The following is a 15,135-nucleotide window of genomic DNA, read 5'->3' on the forward strand; positions in this document are numbered from 1 at the left end:
CACGGCCGAGCACGCCCCGCGACCTATTCGGCGCCAGCGCCACCTGCCCCGAAGGACTTCACCATGGCCACCTCCTCCGAGACCGTCGAGCCCACGGCCGACCGCGCCGCCGAGCGCCGTCCCGCAGCGGCCCGCAAGGCGACCCGCCACCGCGGCGAGGGCCAGTGGGGCATGGGCCACTACACCCCTCTGAACGCCAACGAGCAGTTCAAGAAGGACGACGACGGTCTCAATGTGCGGACACGTATTGAGACGATCTACGCGCACCGGGGCTTCGACTCGATCGACCCCGCCGACCTGCGCGGCCGGATGCGCTGGTGGGGGCTCTACACCCAGCGCAAGGAGGGCATCGACGGCGGCAAGACCGCGATCCTGGACCCGCACGAGCTGGACGCCGAGTTCTTCATGCTCCGCGTGCGCATCGACGGCGGCCGGCTGACCGTCCCCCAGCTGCGGGCGATCGCCGAGGTCTCCGAGCAGTACGCCCGCGGCACCGCCGACCTGACCGACCGCCAGAACATCCAGTACCACTGGATCCGGATCGAGGACGTCCCGGCGATCTGGCAGAAGCTGGAGGCCGTCGGCCTGTCCACCACCGAGGCCTGCGGCGACACCCCGCGCGTCATCCTCGGTTCCCCGGTGGCCGGCATCGCCGAGGACGAGATCATCGACGGCACGCCCGCCATCGAGGAGATCCAGCGCCGCTTCATCGGCAACCCGGACTTCTCCAACCTCCCGCGCAAGTTCAAGAGCGCGGTCTCCGGCTCCCCGCTGCTCGACGTCGCGCACGAGATCAACGACGTCTCCTTCGTCGGCGTGGTCCACCCCGAGCACGGCCCCGGCTTCGACCTCTGGGTCGGCGGCGGCCTGTCCACCAACCCCAAGCTGGGCGTGCGGCTGGGCGCGTGGGTCCCGCTGGAGGAGGTCGCCGACGTCTACGGCGGCGTCATCGGCATCTTCCGCGACTACGGCTACCGGCGCCTGCGCAACCGCGCCCGGCTGAAGTTCCTGGTCGCCGACTGGGGCGTGGAGAAGTTCCGCCGGGTACTGGAGGACGAGTACCTCGAGCGCCCGCTGCTCGACGGCCCCGCCCCGGCCGAGCCCGCCGCCCGCTGGCGCGACCACGTCGGCGTCCACCGGCAGCAGGACGGGAAGTTCTACATCGGCTTCGCGCCGCGCGTCGGCCGGGTCGACGGCAAGCTGCTCGGCCGGATCGCCGACCTCGCCGCCGCCCACGGCAGCGACCGGGTGCGCACCACCGCCGAGCAGAAGATGATCGTCCTCGACATCGCCGAGGAGCACGTCGACTCCGTGGTGGCCGGCCTGGAGGCCCTCGACCTGCGAGTCACCCCCTCGCCGTTCCGCCGCGGCACCATGGCCTGCACCGGCATCGAGTACTGCAAGCTCGCCATCGTCGAGACCAAGGAGCGCGGCCGCACCCTCATCGACGAGCTGGAGCAGCGCCTGCCGGACTTCGCCGAGCCGCTGACCATCAACATCAACGGCTGCCCGAACGCCTGCGCCCGCATCCAGGTCGCCGACATCGGACTCAAGGGCCAGCTGGTCACCGACGAGCACGGCGAGCAGGTCGAGGGCTACCAGGTGCACCTCGGCGGCGCGCTCGGCCTGGAGGCCGGCTTCGGCCGCAAGGTCCGCGGCCTCAAGGTCACCAGCGCGGGCCTGCCCGACTACGTCGAGCGCGTGCTGACCCGCTACCAGGCCGACCGCACCGAGGGCGAGCGCTTCGCCCAGTGGGCGGCCCGGGCGACCGAGGACCAGCTGTCGTGAGCGAGCGAGCGGCCCCTTTCTTCTGCCCCTACTGCGGGGACGAGGACCTGCGCCCCTCCGAGGCCGGGCACGGCGCCTGGGAGTGCCACGGATGCCGCCGCGCCTTCCAGTTGAAGTTCCTCGGCCTGCTGTCACCGACCAACCACGGGGGTACGTCACATGAGCAGCACAGCGACTGACTACGCGTCGTTGGCGGAGCGGGCCGGGCGCGAGTTGGAGGAGGCCTCCGCGCAGGAGGTCCTCGCCTGGGCGGCCGAGACCTTCGGCGGGCGGTTCTGTGTGACCTCCTCGATGGAGGACGCGGTGGTGGCCCACCTCGCGTCCTCGGTGTTCCCGGGGGTGGACGTGGTGTTCCTGGACACCGGGTACCACTTCCCGGAGACCATCGGGACGCGGGACGCGGTGGCCGCGACCATGCCGGTCAACGTCATCACGCTCACCCCGCTGAAGACCGTCGCCGAGCAGGACGCCGAGCACGGGCCGCGGTTGCACGACCGCGACCCGGACCTGTGCTGCTCGCTGCGCAAGGTCGAGCCCCTCGACCGGGGCCTGGCCGGCTACGACGCCTGGGCGACCGGGCTGCGCCGCGACGAGTCCCCGACCCGGGCGAACACCCCGGTGGTGTCCTGGGACCCCAAGCGCCGCAAGGTCAAGCTCGCGCCGATCGCCCGCTGGACCCAGCAGGACGTGGACGCCTACGTCGCCGCCCACGGCGTGCTGCTCAACCCGCTGCTGTGGGAGGGCTACACCTCGGTCGGCTGCTCCCCGCTGTCCTGCACCCGCAAGCCCGCCGAGGGCGAGGACGCCCGGGCCGGCCGCTGGTCCGGCTCCGGCAAGACCGAGTGCGGCATCCACCTCTGATCATCCGTCAATTCTCGCGTAAGGAAAGAACCGTGACAGCTGACACCTTGGCCGCCGACGGAGCCGTAGAGGCGGCCCCCTCGGCCGCCCCCTGCGAGCGCGGCGCCACCGTGTGGCTGACCGGGCTGCCGAGCGCGGGCAAGACCACGCTCGCCCTCGCCCTGGCCGAACGGCTGCGCGCCGAGGGCCACAAGGTCGAGGTCCTGGACGGCGACGAGATCCGCGAGTTCCTCTCCAAGGGCCTCGGCTTCACCCGCGAGGACCGCCACACCAACGTCACCCGGATCGGCTACGTCGCCGAGAAGCTCGCCGCCAACGGCGTCAAGGTCCTCGCCCCGGTCATCGCCCCGTTCGCCGACTCCCGCGCCGCCGTGCGCGAACGCCACGCCGCGGCGGGCACCGAGTTCCTGGAGATCCACGTCGCCACCCCGGTCGAACTGTGCGCCGAACGCGACGTCAAGGGCCTCTACGCCCGGCAGGCCGCCGGCGAGATCACCGGCCTGACCGGCGTCGACGACCCCTACGAGGCCCCGGAGCGGCCGGAGCTGCGCCTGCAGACCCGGGGGCGCGAGGTCGCCGAGTCCGCTGCCGAACTGCACGCCTTCCTGACCGAACGGGGCCTGGCATGACCACCGTGACCGACACCTCGGTCCGCACGGACGACAACCCCTTCGCGCTGTCCCACCTGGACGCGCTGGAGGCCGAGTCGGTGCACATCTTCCGCGAGGTCGCGGGGGAGTTCGAGCGCCCGGTGATCCTGTTCTCCGGCGGCAAGGACTCCATCGTCATGCTGCACCTGGCGCTCAAGGCCTTCGCCCCCGCGCCGGTGCCGTTCTCGCTGCTGCACGTCGACACCGGGCACAACTTCCCCGAGGTCATCGACTACCGCGACCGCGTCGCCGCGCGGCACAACCTGCGCCTGCACGTCGCCCACGTCCAGGACTTCATCGACGACGGCCGCCTGCGCGAGCGCCCCGACGGCACCCGCAACCCCCTGCAGACCGTGCCGCTGCTCGACGCGATCGAGACGGGCCGCTTCGACGCCGTGTTCGGCGGCGGCCGCCGCGACGAGGAGAAGGCCCGCGCCAAGGAACGCGTCTTCTCCCTGCGCGACGAGTTCGGCGCCTGGGACCCGCGCCGCCAGCGCCCCGAACTCTGGTCCCTCTACAACGGCCGCCACGCCGTCGGCGAGCACGTGCGCGTCTTCCCGCTGTCCAACTGGACCGAACTCGACGTGTGGCAGTACATCGAACGCGAGGGCATCGAACTCCCCGGGATCTACTACGCGCACGAGCGGGACGTCTTCGCCCGCTCCGGCATGTGGCTGACCGCCGGCGACTGGGGCGGCCCCCGGGAGGACGAGCCCGTGCAGCGGCGCCTGGTGCGCTACCGCACCGTCGGCGACATGTCCTGCACCGGCGCCGTCGACTCCGACGCCACCACCATCGAGGCCGTCATCACCGAGATCGCCGCCAGCCGCCTCACCGAACGCGGCGCCACCCGCGCCGACGACAAGCTCTCCGAAGCCGCGATGGAAGACCGCAAGCGCGAAGGGTACTTCTAGACATGAGCACTGCGACCGCCACTTCGCTGCTGCGTTTCGCCACCGCCGGTTCCGTCGACGACGGCAAGTCCACCCTCGTCGGGCGCCTCCTGCACGACTCCAAGTCCGTCCTCGCCGACCAGCTCGAAGCCGTCGAGCACGCCTCCCGCAGCCGCGGCAAGGACACGCCCGACCTCGCGCTGCTCACCGACGGCCTGCGCGCCGAACGCGAGCAGGGCATCACCATCGACGTCGCCTACCGCTACTTCGCCACCCCCCGGCGCCGCTTCATCCTCGCCGACACCCCCGGCCACGTGCAGTACACCCGCAACATGGTCACCGGCGCCTCCACCGCCGAACTCGCCGTCGTCCTCGTCGACGCCCGCAACGGCGTCGTCGAACAGACCCGCCGCCACGCCGCCGTCGCCGCACTGCTGCGCGTCCCGCACGTGGTCCTGGCCGTCAACAAGATGGACCTCGTCGACTACGCCGAACCCGTCTTCGCACGGATCGCCGCCGAGTTCACCGCCTACGCCGCCTCCCTCGGCATCACCGACGTCCTCGCCGTCCCCATCTCCGCCCTCGCCGGCGACAACGTCGTCGAACCCTCCGCCCACATGGACTGGTACGGCGGCCCCACCCTCCTGGAACACCTGGAGACGGTCCCCGTCGGCAGCGACCCGAGCGCCGAACCGGCCCGCTTCCCCGTCCAGTACGTCATCCGCCCCCAGACCGAGGAACACCCCGACTACCGCGGCTACGCCGGCCAACTCGCCTCCGGCGTCCTGCGCGTCGGCGACACCGTCACCGTCCAACCCTCCGGCCACACCACCACCATCACCGCCATCGACGCCCTCGGCCGCGACACCGACATCGCCTGGGCCCCCCAGTCCGTCACCGTCCGCCTCGCCGACGACCTCGACATCTCCCGCGGCGACCTCATCACCGCCGGCCCCGCCCCCACGCCCACCAAGGACATCGAAGCCACCGTCAGCCACCTCAACGAACGGCCACTGCGCACCGGCGACAAGGTCCTCCTCAAACACACCACCCGCACGGTGCGGGCCCTGGTCAAGGCGATCACCTACCGCATCGACATCGACACTCTCGAACAGCGCTCCGGCGCCGAGGGGTTGAACGTCAACGACATCGGCCACGTGGTCCTGCGCACCGCCGAACCGCTGGCGCTCGACGCCTACACCGACAACCGCCGCACCGGCTCGTTCCTCCTGATCGACCCGGCGGACGGCGCCACCCTCACCGCCGGCATGGCGGGCGAGGCGTTCGACACCGTACGCGCCACGGACACCACAGAGGAGGACTGGGTCTGATGCCCAGCGAGGCGTTCTCGGGCATGGACAAGGAAGGCGGCCGCATCGGCAGCGGCGTCCTCGGCAGTGGCCAGGGCGGCCTGACGCGATGTGCGGGCCGACAGGGCTGAGAACGCCCTGTCACCGGGCTGTTCCTCCCCCACAGCCGCCCGGCTTGCCCCGGCACCCCGCTGCCGCAGCGCCACCTTCCGATCGTCCGTCCCGGACCGCTTCCTGACGGTCCGTCCGCGAACAGGACTCCACCATGGCACCGAACCCGACGCCTTCGCATACCCGCCTTCGCCCGAACGCCGGCCGGATCAGACGCACCGCCGCGACCGCCGTCGCCGGTCTGACCGCCGCCGCCCTGCTGTCCGCCTGCAGCTACGGCTCGAAGGCCGACGACAAGGCCAACACCGCCGCCACCGCGGCCGGTTCGGCCACCGGCGCCAAGCTGTCCACGGACACCGTGAAGATCGGCTACTTCTCCAACCTCACCCACGGCACCCCGCTGGTCGGCCTCCAGGAAGGCATATTCCAGAAGGAGCTCGGCTCCACCCAGATCAAGACCCAGGTCTTCAACGCCGGCCCGGCCGAGATCGAGGCGCTGAACGCCGGCTCCATCGACATCGGCTGGATCGGCCCCTCCCCCGCGATCAACGGCTACACCAAGTCGGACGGCCAGTCCCTGAAGATCATCGGCGGCTCCGCCTCCGGCGGCGTCAAGCTGGTCGTCAACCCCGAGAAGGTCTCCTCGCTGGACGACCTCAAGGGCAAGAAGATCGCCACCCCGCAACTGGGCAACACCCAGGACGTGGCGCTGCTCAACTACCTGGCCGGCAAGGGCTTCAAGGTCGACGCGGCCTCCGGCGCGGGCGACGTCTCCGTGGTGCGCACCGACAACAAGGTCACCCCCGACGCCTACAAGCAGGGCTCCATAGACGGCGCCTGGGTGCCCGAGCCCACCGCCTCCAAGCTGGTCACCCTCGGCGCGAAGGTCCTCCTCAACGAGAAGGACGTCTGGCCGGACAAGAAGTTCGTCATCACCAACATCATCGTCTCGCAGAAGTTCCTCAAGGAGCACCCGGACGTGGTGGAAGCCGTGCTGCGCGGCTCGGTGAACACCAACGCCTTCATCAAGGCCAACCCGGACAAGGCCAAGGCCGACGCCAACGAGGCCATCAAGAAGGAAGCCGGCAACGCGCTGGAGCCGGCGATCCTCGACCCGGCCTGGGCCGACATCGACTTCCTCGACGACCCGCTGGCGAACACCCTCCAGGCCGAGGCCGACCACGCCGTCACCGCCGGGCTCCTCAAGAAGCCCAACCTGAACGGCATCTACGACCTCACCCTGCTGAACAAGGTCCTCGCGGCCAAGGGCCAGCCCGCCGTGGCGGACGCCGGACTCGGCTCCAAGTAACTCCGAGGTCCGGCCCCGCCCGCCCGGTCGATCCCCGATCGATGCCCACCGCCGCGGGCGGGGCCCGGACCCCGGCTCCGACTCTCCCGCCAGCCCGACCACTGACGCAGGAGGTGCCCGGATGACCCCGGCACTGACCACCTCGGCCGACCCCACCGACGCGGCCGCCCCCGCCGCGGCCGACGGCACGCCCGCCGTCCGCATCTCGCACGTGCACAAGTCCTTCGGCCGTGGGAGCGCGAGCACCCACGTCCTGGACGACATCACCCTCGACGTCGCCCCCGGCGAGTTCGTCACGCTGCTCGGCGCCTCGGGCTGCGGCAAGTCCACCCTGCTCAACCTCGTCGCCGGTCTCGACGCACCCACCGCCGGCGACATCCAGGTGCCCGGCGGCCGCCCCGCCCTCATGTTCCAGGAACACGCCCTCTTCCCCTGGCTCACCGCCGGAAAGAACATCGAACTCGCCCTCAAGCTCGCCGGCGTCCCCCGCCCCGAACGCCGCACCGAGGCCGAACGCCTCCTCGAACTCGTCCGCCTCGACGGCGCCCACGGCAAGCGGGTCCACGAACTCTCCGGCGGCATGCGCCAACGCGTCGCCATGGCCCGCGCCCTCGCCCAGGGCAGCCAGGTCCTCCTCATGGACGAACCCTTCGCCGCCCTCGACGCCATCACCCGCGACGTCCTCCACGACGAGATCACCCGCATCTGGGCCGAACGACAACTCACCGTCCTCTTCGTCACCCACAACGTCCGCGAAGCCGTCCGCCTCGCCCAACGCGTCGTCCTCCTCTCCTCCCGCCCCGGCCGCGTCGCCCGCCAATGGCGCATCGACCTGCCCCAGCCGCGCCGCATCGAATCCGCCGGCGTCGCCGACCTGTCCATCGAGATCACCGAAGAACTGCGTGGGGAGATCCGTCGCCATGGCCAGCACTGACACCACCCCTGTCCTGGACAAGAACGACAGCATCCCGCAGAGCGCGAGCGACACCGCCGACGTCGGCGCGGGCCTGGACGCCCTGGACACCGTTACCGCGCAGCGCGGCTCGCTCGGTGAGGCGTTGCGGAGCAAGGCGTTGCCGCCGCTGGTCGGTGTGCTGGTGGTGCTCGCGCTGTGGCAGGGGGCGTACAGCCTGGAGCTCACCTCCGCCTACAAGCTGCCCAGCCCGGCCGACGTGTGGCGTTCCGGCCAGGACCTCTGGTACCAGGGCACACTGTTCTCCATCATCTGGACCAGCGTGTGGCGCGGCCTGTCCGGGTTCCTCCTCGCCGTGGTCATCGGCACCCCGATCGGCCTGGTCGTCGCCCGCATCAGACCGGTGCGCACCGCCATCGGCCCGGTCCTGCAGGGCCTGCAGTCCCTGCCCTCCGTCGCCTGGGTGCCCGCCGCCGTCATCTGGCTCGGCATCAACGACTCCATGATGTACGCCGTCATCCTGCTCGGCGCCGTCCCGTCCATCGCCAACGGCCTGGTGGCCGGCATCGACCAGGTGCCCCCGCTGTTCCTGCGCGCCGGACGCACCCTCGGCGCCACCGGCCTCAACGGCGCCCGCCACGTCCTGGTCCCCGCCGCCCTGCCCGGCTACCTCGCCGGCCTCAAGCAGGGCTGGGCGTTCTCCTGGCGCTCCCTGATGGCCGCCGAACTCGTCGCCTCCTCCCCCGACCTCGGCCGCGGCCTCGGCCGGTTCCTGGAGGACCAGCGCGAATTCTCCGACATGTCCGGCGTCCTCCTCGGCATCATCCTCATCCTCTTCGTCGGCATCGCCATCGAACTCCTCTTCTTCACCCCCGTCGAACGCCGCGTCCTGCGCAACCGCGGCCTCCTCACCACGAGCAAGTGAGGCACCGCTGATGCCCGCCCTCCTCCTGATCGCCCACGGCAGCCGCGACCCGCGCCACGCCGCGACGGTGGCCGCGCTCGTGGAGGAGGTGCGGGCGCAGCGGCCCGGCATCGAGGTCGCCACCGCCTATCTGGACCACTGCGCGCCGCGGATCCCGCAGGTGGTCGGGCGGCTGGCGGACGCGGTGGCGGTGCCGCTGCTGCTCAACCGGGCGTTCCACGCCAAGCACGACATCCCGGCCGCGCTGCGCGCCGCCGGCTCCCGGCTGCCGGTCGCGGACGTGCTCGGCCCCTCGCCCCTGCTGCTCGCCGCCCTGGACCGCCGCCTCGCCGAGGCCGCTCCGGCGCTCGGCTCGCCCGCCGTCCGGGCCCGTACCGGCGTCGTGCTGGCGGCGGCCGGCTCCTCGGACCCGGCCGCCGACGCCGCGACCCGCGCGGTCGCCGCCGAGTGGCGCCGCACCCGGGGCTGGGCCGCCGTCGAGGTCGCGTACGCCTCCGCCGCGGGCCCGCGTGTCCCCGACGCCCTCTCCGCGCTGCGCGCCGCGGGCTTCGAGCACACCGCCGTCGCCCCCTACCTGCTGGCTCCGGGCCTGCTCCCCGACCGCATCGCGGCCGCCGCCGAGGAGGCCGGGGCGGATGTGCTGGCCCCGGTCCTCGGCCCGTCCCCCGAGGTGGCGGCCCTCCTCCTGCAGCGCCACGACGAGGCCCTGCGGGCCGCCGAAGCGGCCCCGGCCCTCACCGCCTGAGCCTCACGAGGCCTTGCGGTGCTGGTACTCGGCGACCGCGGCGGTGATCACGCTGAGCGGCACCGGCTCGTCGACGTCGGCGATGGCGGCCTCGATCCACTCCCGCATGATCGCCGTCGGCTTCAGCCCCCGCTCCCGCGCACGGCGCCGAACCTCGTCCATCACCGGTTTGGGCAGCCGTAGCGAGGTGGTGATCATCACCGACTCGGCCGCGACCGGCTCTCCCGGCTCGGCGCTCATGATCTCGTCCTCGCTCAGCTCGTGCGTCTCGTAGTACTCGGCGATCGCTTCGAGGTCCGCACCGTTGTCAGTCATCCGTCACCTTCAACTCGTCCGTTTGAGGAACAAGCGCCTCTCGGCGGCTGTCATGTCGCGGGCCGTGGCGCAGTACCACGCCGACGGCACCGCCGCGCTCCGCGCCAACACCACCAACAGGTACCACCCGGACCGCGTCACGCCGTGGCACAGGGTCGTCCCCTGACGACCGCCCGAGAACCAGTGAGGGCGGCAGAACACGACGTCCTCGACCTCCTCCGGATCCACTCCGTGCCTGGCGATGTGCTCCTCGGAGCGCTCGGTCCAGTAGATCTCACTATGCACGAGCAGCAGCGTGTTGCAAACGCATTGCACGGCTCAAGCCGCCGTCACTCGGGCGAGTGACGGCGGCCGGGAGCAGCGACGGCGCGCGCCGCACGGGCCGCACGCCGTCGCGGCCCCGCCGGCACCCGGGTCACACCCGGCGCAGGGTGAAGGTGTCCGTCGGGTGCCCGGCGTTGGCCTCGGCGAGGCCGCCGGCGAGCTGGTAGAGGCTGCCGGCCGGGCCGCCGACCACCGCGGTGAGGGTGGGGTCGGCCGAGGGGCGGACGGCGGTGAGGCGGCCGGTGCGCCAGTGGTCCTCGGAGCGCAACTCGACCTCGGCGTCCCGGCCCGCGCCGAAGAAGGCGTTGGTGACGCCCGCGATCGAGCCGTCCGGGCGGCCGAGCAGGCCGTCCAGGTGGAGCAGCGCCTGCCCGCCGGCCACCTCGACGCGCCGCAGCGCGGCCGGGTTCCCCAGCGGGACCTGCCACAGGGTGCCGTCGTCCCACTTGCCGAGGATCAGCCGGCCGTCCCGGTGGACGATGCCGTTGAGGCCGTACGCGCCGGGGGCGGGGGCCAGTCGCGGGTCGCGCAGCAGGACGGTGGCGCTGCCGTCCGGGGCGACCCGGTAGACGACGGGGGCGAAGGAGTCGGTGACGTACGCGGTGCCGTCGGGGCCGATGGCGATGTCGTTGGCCAGGTGGCCGGCGCCGTCGGCGGCGACCGCCGCGAGGTCGGTGTAGAAGAGGCGCCGGCCGGTGTCCAGGTCGTAGGCGCCGATCCCGGCGATCTTGCCCAGGGTGGCGGGGGTGCTGCGCTCGCCGATGCCGTTGTCGAGGTTGGTGACCAGGACGCGGCGGTGGACCGGGTCGATCCGCAGGCCGGCGATCTCGATCAGGGTGCCGGGATCGTCCACCAGGGTGCGCACGCCGGCGTCAGTGCCGACGGCGGAGACGGTGCCGTGCCGCAGCGAGCCGAGCAGGAAGCGGTGGTGGGCGGCGTCCCAGTCGCCCGACTCGGGGACGAGGCCGGGCGCGCGGCCCTGGATCACGGCGGGTGCCGGGCAGGCGGCGGCCGCGGCGGGCAGCGCCCCGGCCGTGCCGAGGAGGGCGGCCGCGGCGGCGACGGCGGCCAGGGCCCGGCGGGCAGTACGGTTCTGACGGTGGCTCATCGGCGTTCCCTCGCATGTGCGGTCCGTTGACGCGGTCCAGCCTCGCCCGATCGGCCGGCCCGCAGCAGTGCGTGGGAATACTGGTAGTCGGACTACCGGGAAGAACGGGGGACGGGGTGGACGTGAGGGACGTGGACGACACCGGGGAGCGCCGCTCGGCGCTGTCGAGCTTTCTGCGCAGTCGCCGCGCGCGGCTGACGCCACAGGAGGTCGGGCTGGCGCCCGGGGTGCGGCGGCGCACCCCTGGGCTGCGCCGCGAGGAGCTGGCGCTGCTCGCCGGGGTGGGGGTGACCTGGTACACGTGGCTGGAGCAGGGGCGGGACATCCACCCGTCGCCGGAGGTGCTGGCGAGCCTCGCCCGTACGCTGCGGCTGGACCGGGCGGAGACGGCGTACCTGTTCCGGCTGGCCGGCGGGCATCCGCTGGACGGCGAGGTGGCCGCGCCCGGGGACGTGCCGGCCCCGCTGCTGCGGCTGATGCGCGCGCAGTGGCCGGCGCCGTCCTTCGTGATGGACGCCAACTGGGACATCCGGGCCTGGAACCCGGGCGCGGACGCGCTGTTCGGACTGACCGGCCGCCCGACGCAGGAGTGCAACCTGGCCTGGGTGGTGTTCGGCGACCCGGTGCACCGGGCCCGGGTGGAGCACTGGGAGGAGCACGCCCGGCGCTTCCTGGCCCAGTTGCGCTCCGCCTATGCCGAGCGCGGCGGCGAGGCGACGGCCGTGGGGCGCCGGCTGGCCCGGATGATCCGGCAGGTCCGCGGCGAGTACCCGGAGGCGGACCGCTGGCTGGACGAGCACCAGGTCGCGGAGCGCTCCGGCAGCGAGAAGGTGATCCGGCACGAGCGGGTGGGCGTGCTGCGGATCGACCAGCACGTGCTGCTGGCCGCCGAGGGCCTGCAGCTGATCGTGATGTCGCCGCGCGACGCCGGTACCGAGGAGCGGCTGCGCACCCTGGCCCCGGCCCCGGCACCAGCGCCGGCCCCGGCAACAGCGGTGGCCCCGGTGTAGTGCGGACAGCGGTCCGCCGCCGCCGCACGGCGCGGGGGCGGCGGACCGGGAGCGGCGGACCGGGGACGGCCGTCAGACCGGGAGGTTCCACTTCTGGTTGGCGGCGCCGTTGCAGTCCCAGATGCCGAGCTGGTTGCCGTTCTCGGTGGCGAAGCCCAGGTCGTCCAGGCAGCGGCCGGACTGCGGGTTGAGCAGCGAGCCGTCGGCCCGGGCCTGCCACTGCTGGGCGCCGGTGCCGTTGCAGTCCCAGATCTGGACCTTGGTGCCGTTGCCGGTGTTGCCGCCCGACACGTCCAGGCACTTGCCGAGCGCGCGGATAGTGCCGTCGACGCCGATCCGCCACTTCTGCGCGACCGAGCCGTTGCAGTCGTAGATCTGGACGGCGGTGCCGTTGCCGAGGTTGGCGCCCCGCACGTCGACGCACTTGTTGACGTAGCCGGTGATCTGGCCGGTCGGGCCGGCCGGCGGCGCGGCACCGAGGACGACGCGCGGGAACATCACGGAGTCGCCGATCATGCAGGAGGCGGACACGGTGCCGTCGCCCATCCCCAGGCCGCCGATGGCGGGGCGGGAGAACTGCACGGTGTGGGTGGAGTTCCAGTAGAGGCAGTTGGCCGTCACGGTCCAGGTCTGCATCGGGTCGAGGCCGCTACAGCTGCCGACGGCGTTCCAGGCGGAGGTGTAGGCGGCGCAGGCGGGGGCGGCCTGGGCGGCGGTGGCCGGTGCCACCACGGCGGCGGCCCCGGCGAGCAGGGCGGTGGTCAGCAGGGCGGAGGTTCGGCGCATGGGAGGTCGTCCTTCCGAATCGGGGAATCACGTCGACTCACCGTCCACGCCCCGTCGGTGACGGTGCGTCGGATGTGTGGGCCGCGTGAAAGACTCGGGGGTGCGCGGTCGGCCGTCAACCGGCAGATCACCGGCAGCTGCCGGGTGCGGTGGGCCTGAGCAGGGACGTCGTCCCGGGCGGCAGTTTCGCCGGGTCCGCACGGCCGGGCCGTCGAGGGGCCGGGCCGCGGAAGCGGGGACGTTCCCGGGCGGGCCGCGGAAGCGGGGACGTTCCCGGACGGGCCGGGCGGATCGCCGGGCCGACCGGACAGCGCACGGCCCGGCTCCCCCCTGGGGAACCGGGCCGTCGTCGGAACGGAAGGACGTCAGTCCGTCTTGCGGCGCTGGCGGCCGGTGCCGTAGTTGGAGCCGGACTTGGAGCCGCTGCCGGGCTTGGCGCGGCCCGAGGAGCGGCCGATGAAGCCGGCCGCCTGCGGGCGGTCGCCCTGGGCGGCGGCGCCCATGCGCTGCTTGGGGCGGGGGCGGCGCGGGTTGCCGTTCATGTCGACGTCGGCGGGCAGCGCGGAGCGCTTGCCGGAGCGGCGGCGCGGGGCACCGGACTTGGCCCCGGCGGGCTTGTCGGCGCCGTCCTTGGCGCCGGACCCGGCCTGGGCCGCGACGACCGGTACGGCCAGCGTCACCGCGACGCCGCTGGGCGTGCGGGCGCCGGTGATCCGGGCCAGGTCGGCGTCGCCCGGGCGGATCTTGGTGACGGTCGGGCGGATGCCGGCGACCGTCATCAGCCGGTTGACCTCGCGGCGCTGCTCGGGCAGCACCAGGGTGACGACCGTCCCGGACTCGCCGGCCCGGGCGGTTCGGCCGCCGCGGTGCAGGTAGTCCTTGTGGTCGACCGGCGGGTCCACGTTGACGACCAGGTCCAGGCCGTCGATGTGGATGCCGCGGGCGGCGACGTTGGTGGCGATCAGCGCGGTGACGTGGCCGTCCCGGAACTGGTCCAGGACCCGGTTGCGCTGCGGCTGGGACTTGCCGCCGTGCAGGGCGGCGGCCTTCACGCCGTTGGCGAGCAGCTGCTTGGCCAGCCGGTCGGCGCCGTGCTTGGTGTGCACGAACATGATCACGCGGCCGTCGCGGGAGGCGATGTGCGCGGTGGCGGAGACCTTGTCGGTCTGCTCCAGCTGGAGGACGTGGTGGTCCATGGTGCTGACCGCGCCGGCCGAGGGGTCGACCGAGTGGGTCACCGGGTCGGCGAGGAAGCGCTTGACCAGCCGGTCGACGTTGCGGTCCAGGGTGGCGGAGAACAGCATCCGCTGCCCGCCCTCGGCGACCTGCTCCAGCAGCTTGCTGACCTGCGGCAGGAAGCCCATGTCGGCCATCTGGTCGGCCTCGTCGAGGACCGTGATCGCGACGTCGGAGAGGTTGACGTCACCGCGCCCGATCAGGTCGTCCAGCCGGCCCGGGGTGGCCACCAGCACCTCGGTGCCGCGGCGCACCGCGTTGGCCTGCCGGTTGATCGACATGCCGCCGACGACGGTGGTGATCCGCAGGTTGACGGCGGTGGCGTACGGGGTGAGCGCCTCGGTGACCTGCTGCGCCAGCTCGCGGGTGGGCACCAGCACGAGCGCCAGCGGGTGCCGGGCGTCGGCACGGCGCCCGGCGGTGCGGGCGAGCAGCGGCAGGCCGAAGGCCAGGGTCTTGCCGGAGCCGGTGCGGCCGCGGCCGAGGACGTCGCGCCCGGCGATCGAGTCGGGCAGCGTGGCGGCCTGGATCGGGAAGGGCTCGGTGACGCCCTCGCGGGTGAGCGCGGAGAGGATCCCCCTGGGCAGTTCCAGCTCGGCGAAGGAGGCCGCCGGGGGCCGGGGCGGGGTGCCCTGGACCACGGTGAACTCGGTGGCCTCGGGCACGGCGGCGGGGCGGCCCTGCTTGGGGGCGCCGGCGCGGTTGCGCGGCTTGCGCGGGCGGTCGCCGCCGGCGGTGCGGCGGGCCTGGTCGGTGGTGCGGGGGCCGCGGTCGCGCGGCGGGCGGGCAGGGGTGGTCACGGGAGCTCCGTCGGTCGGTCGGCAGCCCGGGCTGCGGGCTGGTCGGCCGTC

Annotated in this window: 16 protein-coding genes; 12 read left to right on the forward strand and 4 right to left on the reverse strand. The window is 73.1% G+C overall.

Going from position 1 to position 15,135, the window contains the following annotated elements:
* The first annotated feature begins 63 nt into the window (after positions 1-63).
* From ACFVUY_RS16465 to ACFVUY_RS16510, 10 genes are all read left to right on the forward strand, one after another.
* The gene (locus ACFVUY_RS16465; RefSeq protein ID WP_387695846.1) at positions 64-1,788 is read left to right on the forward strand and encodes a nitrite/sulfite reductase; all 1,725 of its coding nucleotides are present in this window, start codon (positions 64-66) and stop codon (positions 1,786-1,788) included.
* Positions 1,785-1,967, forward strand: coding sequence for a hypothetical protein (locus ACFVUY_RS16470; RefSeq protein WP_380547841.1), 183 nt, complete (start codon positions 1,785-1,787; stop codon positions 1,965-1,967). The genes ACFVUY_RS16465 and ACFVUY_RS16470 overlap by 4 nt, the downstream gene beginning before the upstream one ends.
* Positions 1,948-2,649: a phosphoadenylyl-sulfate reductase gene (locus ACFVUY_RS16475; RefSeq protein WP_387730520.1), complete on the forward strand. Its 702-nt coding sequence runs from the start codon at positions 1,948-1,950 to the stop codon at positions 2,647-2,649. Before ACFVUY_RS16470 ends, ACFVUY_RS16475 begins: the two co-directional genes overlap by 20 nt.
* 47 nt (positions 2,650-2,696) lie before the next feature.
* Positions 2,697-3,278, forward strand: a complete 582-nt coding sequence (cysC, locus tag ACFVUY_RS16480) for an adenylyl-sulfate kinase (RefSeq protein ID WP_387695430.1) — start codon at positions 2,697-2,699, stop codon at positions 3,276-3,278.
* On the forward strand, positions 3,275-4,213 hold the full coding sequence (gene cysD, locus ACFVUY_RS16485; protein WP_387730522.1) for a sulfate adenylyltransferase subunit CysD: 939 nt from the start codon (positions 3,275-3,277) through the stop codon (positions 4,211-4,213). The genes cysC and cysD overlap by 4 nt, the downstream gene beginning before the upstream one ends.
* A 2-nt stretch (positions 4,214-4,215) precedes the next feature.
* Positions 4,216-5,523: a sulfate adenylyltransferase subunit 1 gene (locus ACFVUY_RS16490; protein ID WP_387730524.1), complete on the forward strand. Its 1,308-nt coding sequence runs from the start codon at positions 4,216-4,218 to the stop codon at positions 5,521-5,523.
* Positions 5,524-5,767: 244 nt separating this feature from the next.
* Entirely contained in the window at positions 5,768-6,922 is a 1,155-nt protein-coding gene (locus ACFVUY_RS16495; protein WP_387730526.1) for an aliphatic sulfonate ABC transporter substrate-binding protein, read from the forward strand.
* Positions 6,923-7,043: 121 nt separating this feature from the next.
* Positions 7,044-7,856, forward strand: a complete 813-nt coding sequence (locus ACFVUY_RS16500; protein ID WP_387730529.1) for an ABC transporter ATP-binding protein — start codon at positions 7,044-7,046, stop codon at positions 7,854-7,856.
* Positions 7,843-8,760 (forward strand): ABC transporter permease, encoded by a 918-nt coding sequence (locus ACFVUY_RS16505; protein WP_387730532.1) that lies wholly within the window; start codon positions 7,843-7,845, stop codon positions 8,758-8,760. The genes ACFVUY_RS16500 and ACFVUY_RS16505 overlap by 14 nt, the downstream gene beginning before the upstream one ends.
* 10 nt (positions 8,761-8,770) lie before the next feature.
* Positions 8,771-9,505, forward strand: a complete 735-nt coding sequence (locus ACFVUY_RS16510; protein ID WP_387730535.1) for a sirohydrochlorin chelatase — start codon at positions 8,771-8,773, stop codon at positions 9,503-9,505.
* Positions 9,506-9,508: 3 nt separating this feature from the next.
* Here the strand turns inward: ACFVUY_RS16510 and ACFVUY_RS16515 are convergent, their stop codons facing one another.
* The gene (locus ACFVUY_RS16515) at positions 9,509-9,820 is read right to left on the reverse strand and encodes a hypothetical protein (RefSeq protein WP_387693326.1); all 312 of its coding nucleotides are present in this window, start codon (positions 9,818-9,820) and stop codon (positions 9,509-9,511) included.
* A 22-nt stretch (positions 9,821-9,842) separates the two neighbouring features.
* Between ACFVUY_RS16515 and ACFVUY_RS16520 the strand changes: the two genes are divergently transcribed.
* Positions 9,843-9,986, forward strand: coding sequence for a hypothetical protein (locus ACFVUY_RS16520; RefSeq protein WP_387730538.1), 144 nt, complete (start codon positions 9,843-9,845; stop codon positions 9,984-9,986).
* Between the two features lie 249 nt (positions 9,987-10,235).
* Here ACFVUY_RS16520 and ACFVUY_RS16525 read toward each other — a convergent pair whose 3' ends face one another.
* Positions 10,236-11,252 carry a hypothetical protein gene (locus ACFVUY_RS16525; RefSeq protein ID WP_387730541.1) on the reverse strand — a complete coding sequence of 339 codons (1,017 nt, stop codon included), beginning with the start codon at positions 11,250-11,252 and terminating at the stop codon, positions 10,236-10,238.
* A gap of 116 nt (positions 11,253-11,368) precedes the next feature.
* On the opposite strand from ACFVUY_RS16525, the gene ACFVUY_RS16530 reads away from it, so the two are divergent.
* Positions 11,369-12,262, forward strand: a complete 894-nt coding sequence (locus ACFVUY_RS16530; protein ID WP_387730544.1) for a helix-turn-helix transcriptional regulator — start codon at positions 11,369-11,371, stop codon at positions 12,260-12,262.
* A 72-nt stretch (positions 12,263-12,334) separates the two neighbouring features.
* Here the strand turns inward: ACFVUY_RS16530 and ACFVUY_RS16535 are convergent, their stop codons facing one another.
* Together ACFVUY_RS16535 and ACFVUY_RS16540 are read right to left on the reverse strand one after the other, a co-directional pair.
* A complete protein-coding gene (locus ACFVUY_RS16535) occupies positions 12,335-13,048 on the reverse strand; it encodes a ricin-type beta-trefoil lectin domain protein (protein WP_387693330.1) in 714 nt (237 codons plus the stop codon).
* Between the two features lie 365 nt (positions 13,049-13,413).
* Positions 13,414-15,084: a DEAD/DEAH box helicase gene (locus tag ACFVUY_RS16540; RefSeq protein WP_387693332.1), complete on the reverse strand. Its 1,671-nt coding sequence runs from the start codon at positions 15,082-15,084 to the stop codon at positions 13,414-13,416.
* Between the last annotated feature and the right edge of the window lie 51 nt (positions 15,085-15,135).

It is taken from the genome of Kitasatospora sp. NPDC058063, from assembly GCF_042885395.1.
Taxonomy (GTDB): Bacteria; Actinomycetota; Actinomycetes; order Streptomycetales; family Streptomycetaceae; genus Kitasatospora; species Kitasatospora lactacystinica.

What these genes read in the sequence shown, in the direction of transcription:
- ACFVUY_RS16465 (WP_387695846.1), top strand. Translation starts at nt 64, where the DNA reads ATGGCCACCTCCTCCGAGACCGTCGAGCCCACGGCCGACCGCGCCGCC.
- ACFVUY_RS16475 (WP_387730520.1), top strand. Translation starts at nt 1,948, where the DNA reads ATGAGCAGCACAGCGACTGACTACGCGTCGTTGGCGGAGCGGGCCGGG.
- cysD (WP_387730522.1), top strand. Translation starts at nt 3,275, where the DNA reads ATGACCACCGTGACCGACACCTCGGTCCGCACGGACGACAACCCCTTC.
- ACFVUY_RS16490 (WP_387730524.1), top strand. Translation starts at nt 4,216, where the DNA reads ATGAGCACTGCGACCGCCACTTCGCTGCTGCGTTTCGCCACCGCCGGT.
- ACFVUY_RS16495 (WP_387730526.1), top strand. Translation starts at nt 5,768, where the DNA reads ATGGCACCGAACCCGACGCCTTCGCATACCCGCCTTCGCCCGAACGCC.
- ACFVUY_RS16500 (WP_387730529.1), top strand. Translation starts at nt 7,044, where the DNA reads ATGACCCCGGCACTGACCACCTCGGCCGACCCCACCGACGCGGCCGCC.
- ACFVUY_RS16505 (WP_387730532.1), top strand. Translation starts at nt 7,843, where the DNA reads ATGGCCAGCACTGACACCACCCCTGTCCTGGACAAGAACGACAGCATC.
- ACFVUY_RS16510 (WP_387730535.1), top strand. Translation starts at nt 8,771, where the DNA reads ATGCCCGCCCTCCTCCTGATCGCCCACGGCAGCCGCGACCCGCGCCAC.
- ACFVUY_RS16515 (WP_387693326.1), bottom strand. Translation starts at nt 9,820, where the DNA reads ATGACTGACAACGGTGCGGACCTCGAAGCGATCGCCGAGTACTACGAG.
- ACFVUY_RS16525 (WP_387730541.1), bottom strand. Translation starts at nt 11,252, where the DNA reads ATGAGCCACCGTCAGAACCGTACTGCCCGCCGGGCCCTGGCCGCCGTC.
- ACFVUY_RS16535 (WP_387693330.1), bottom strand. Translation starts at nt 13,048, where the DNA reads ATGCGCCGAACCTCCGCCCTGCTGACCACCGCCCTGCTCGCCGGGGCC.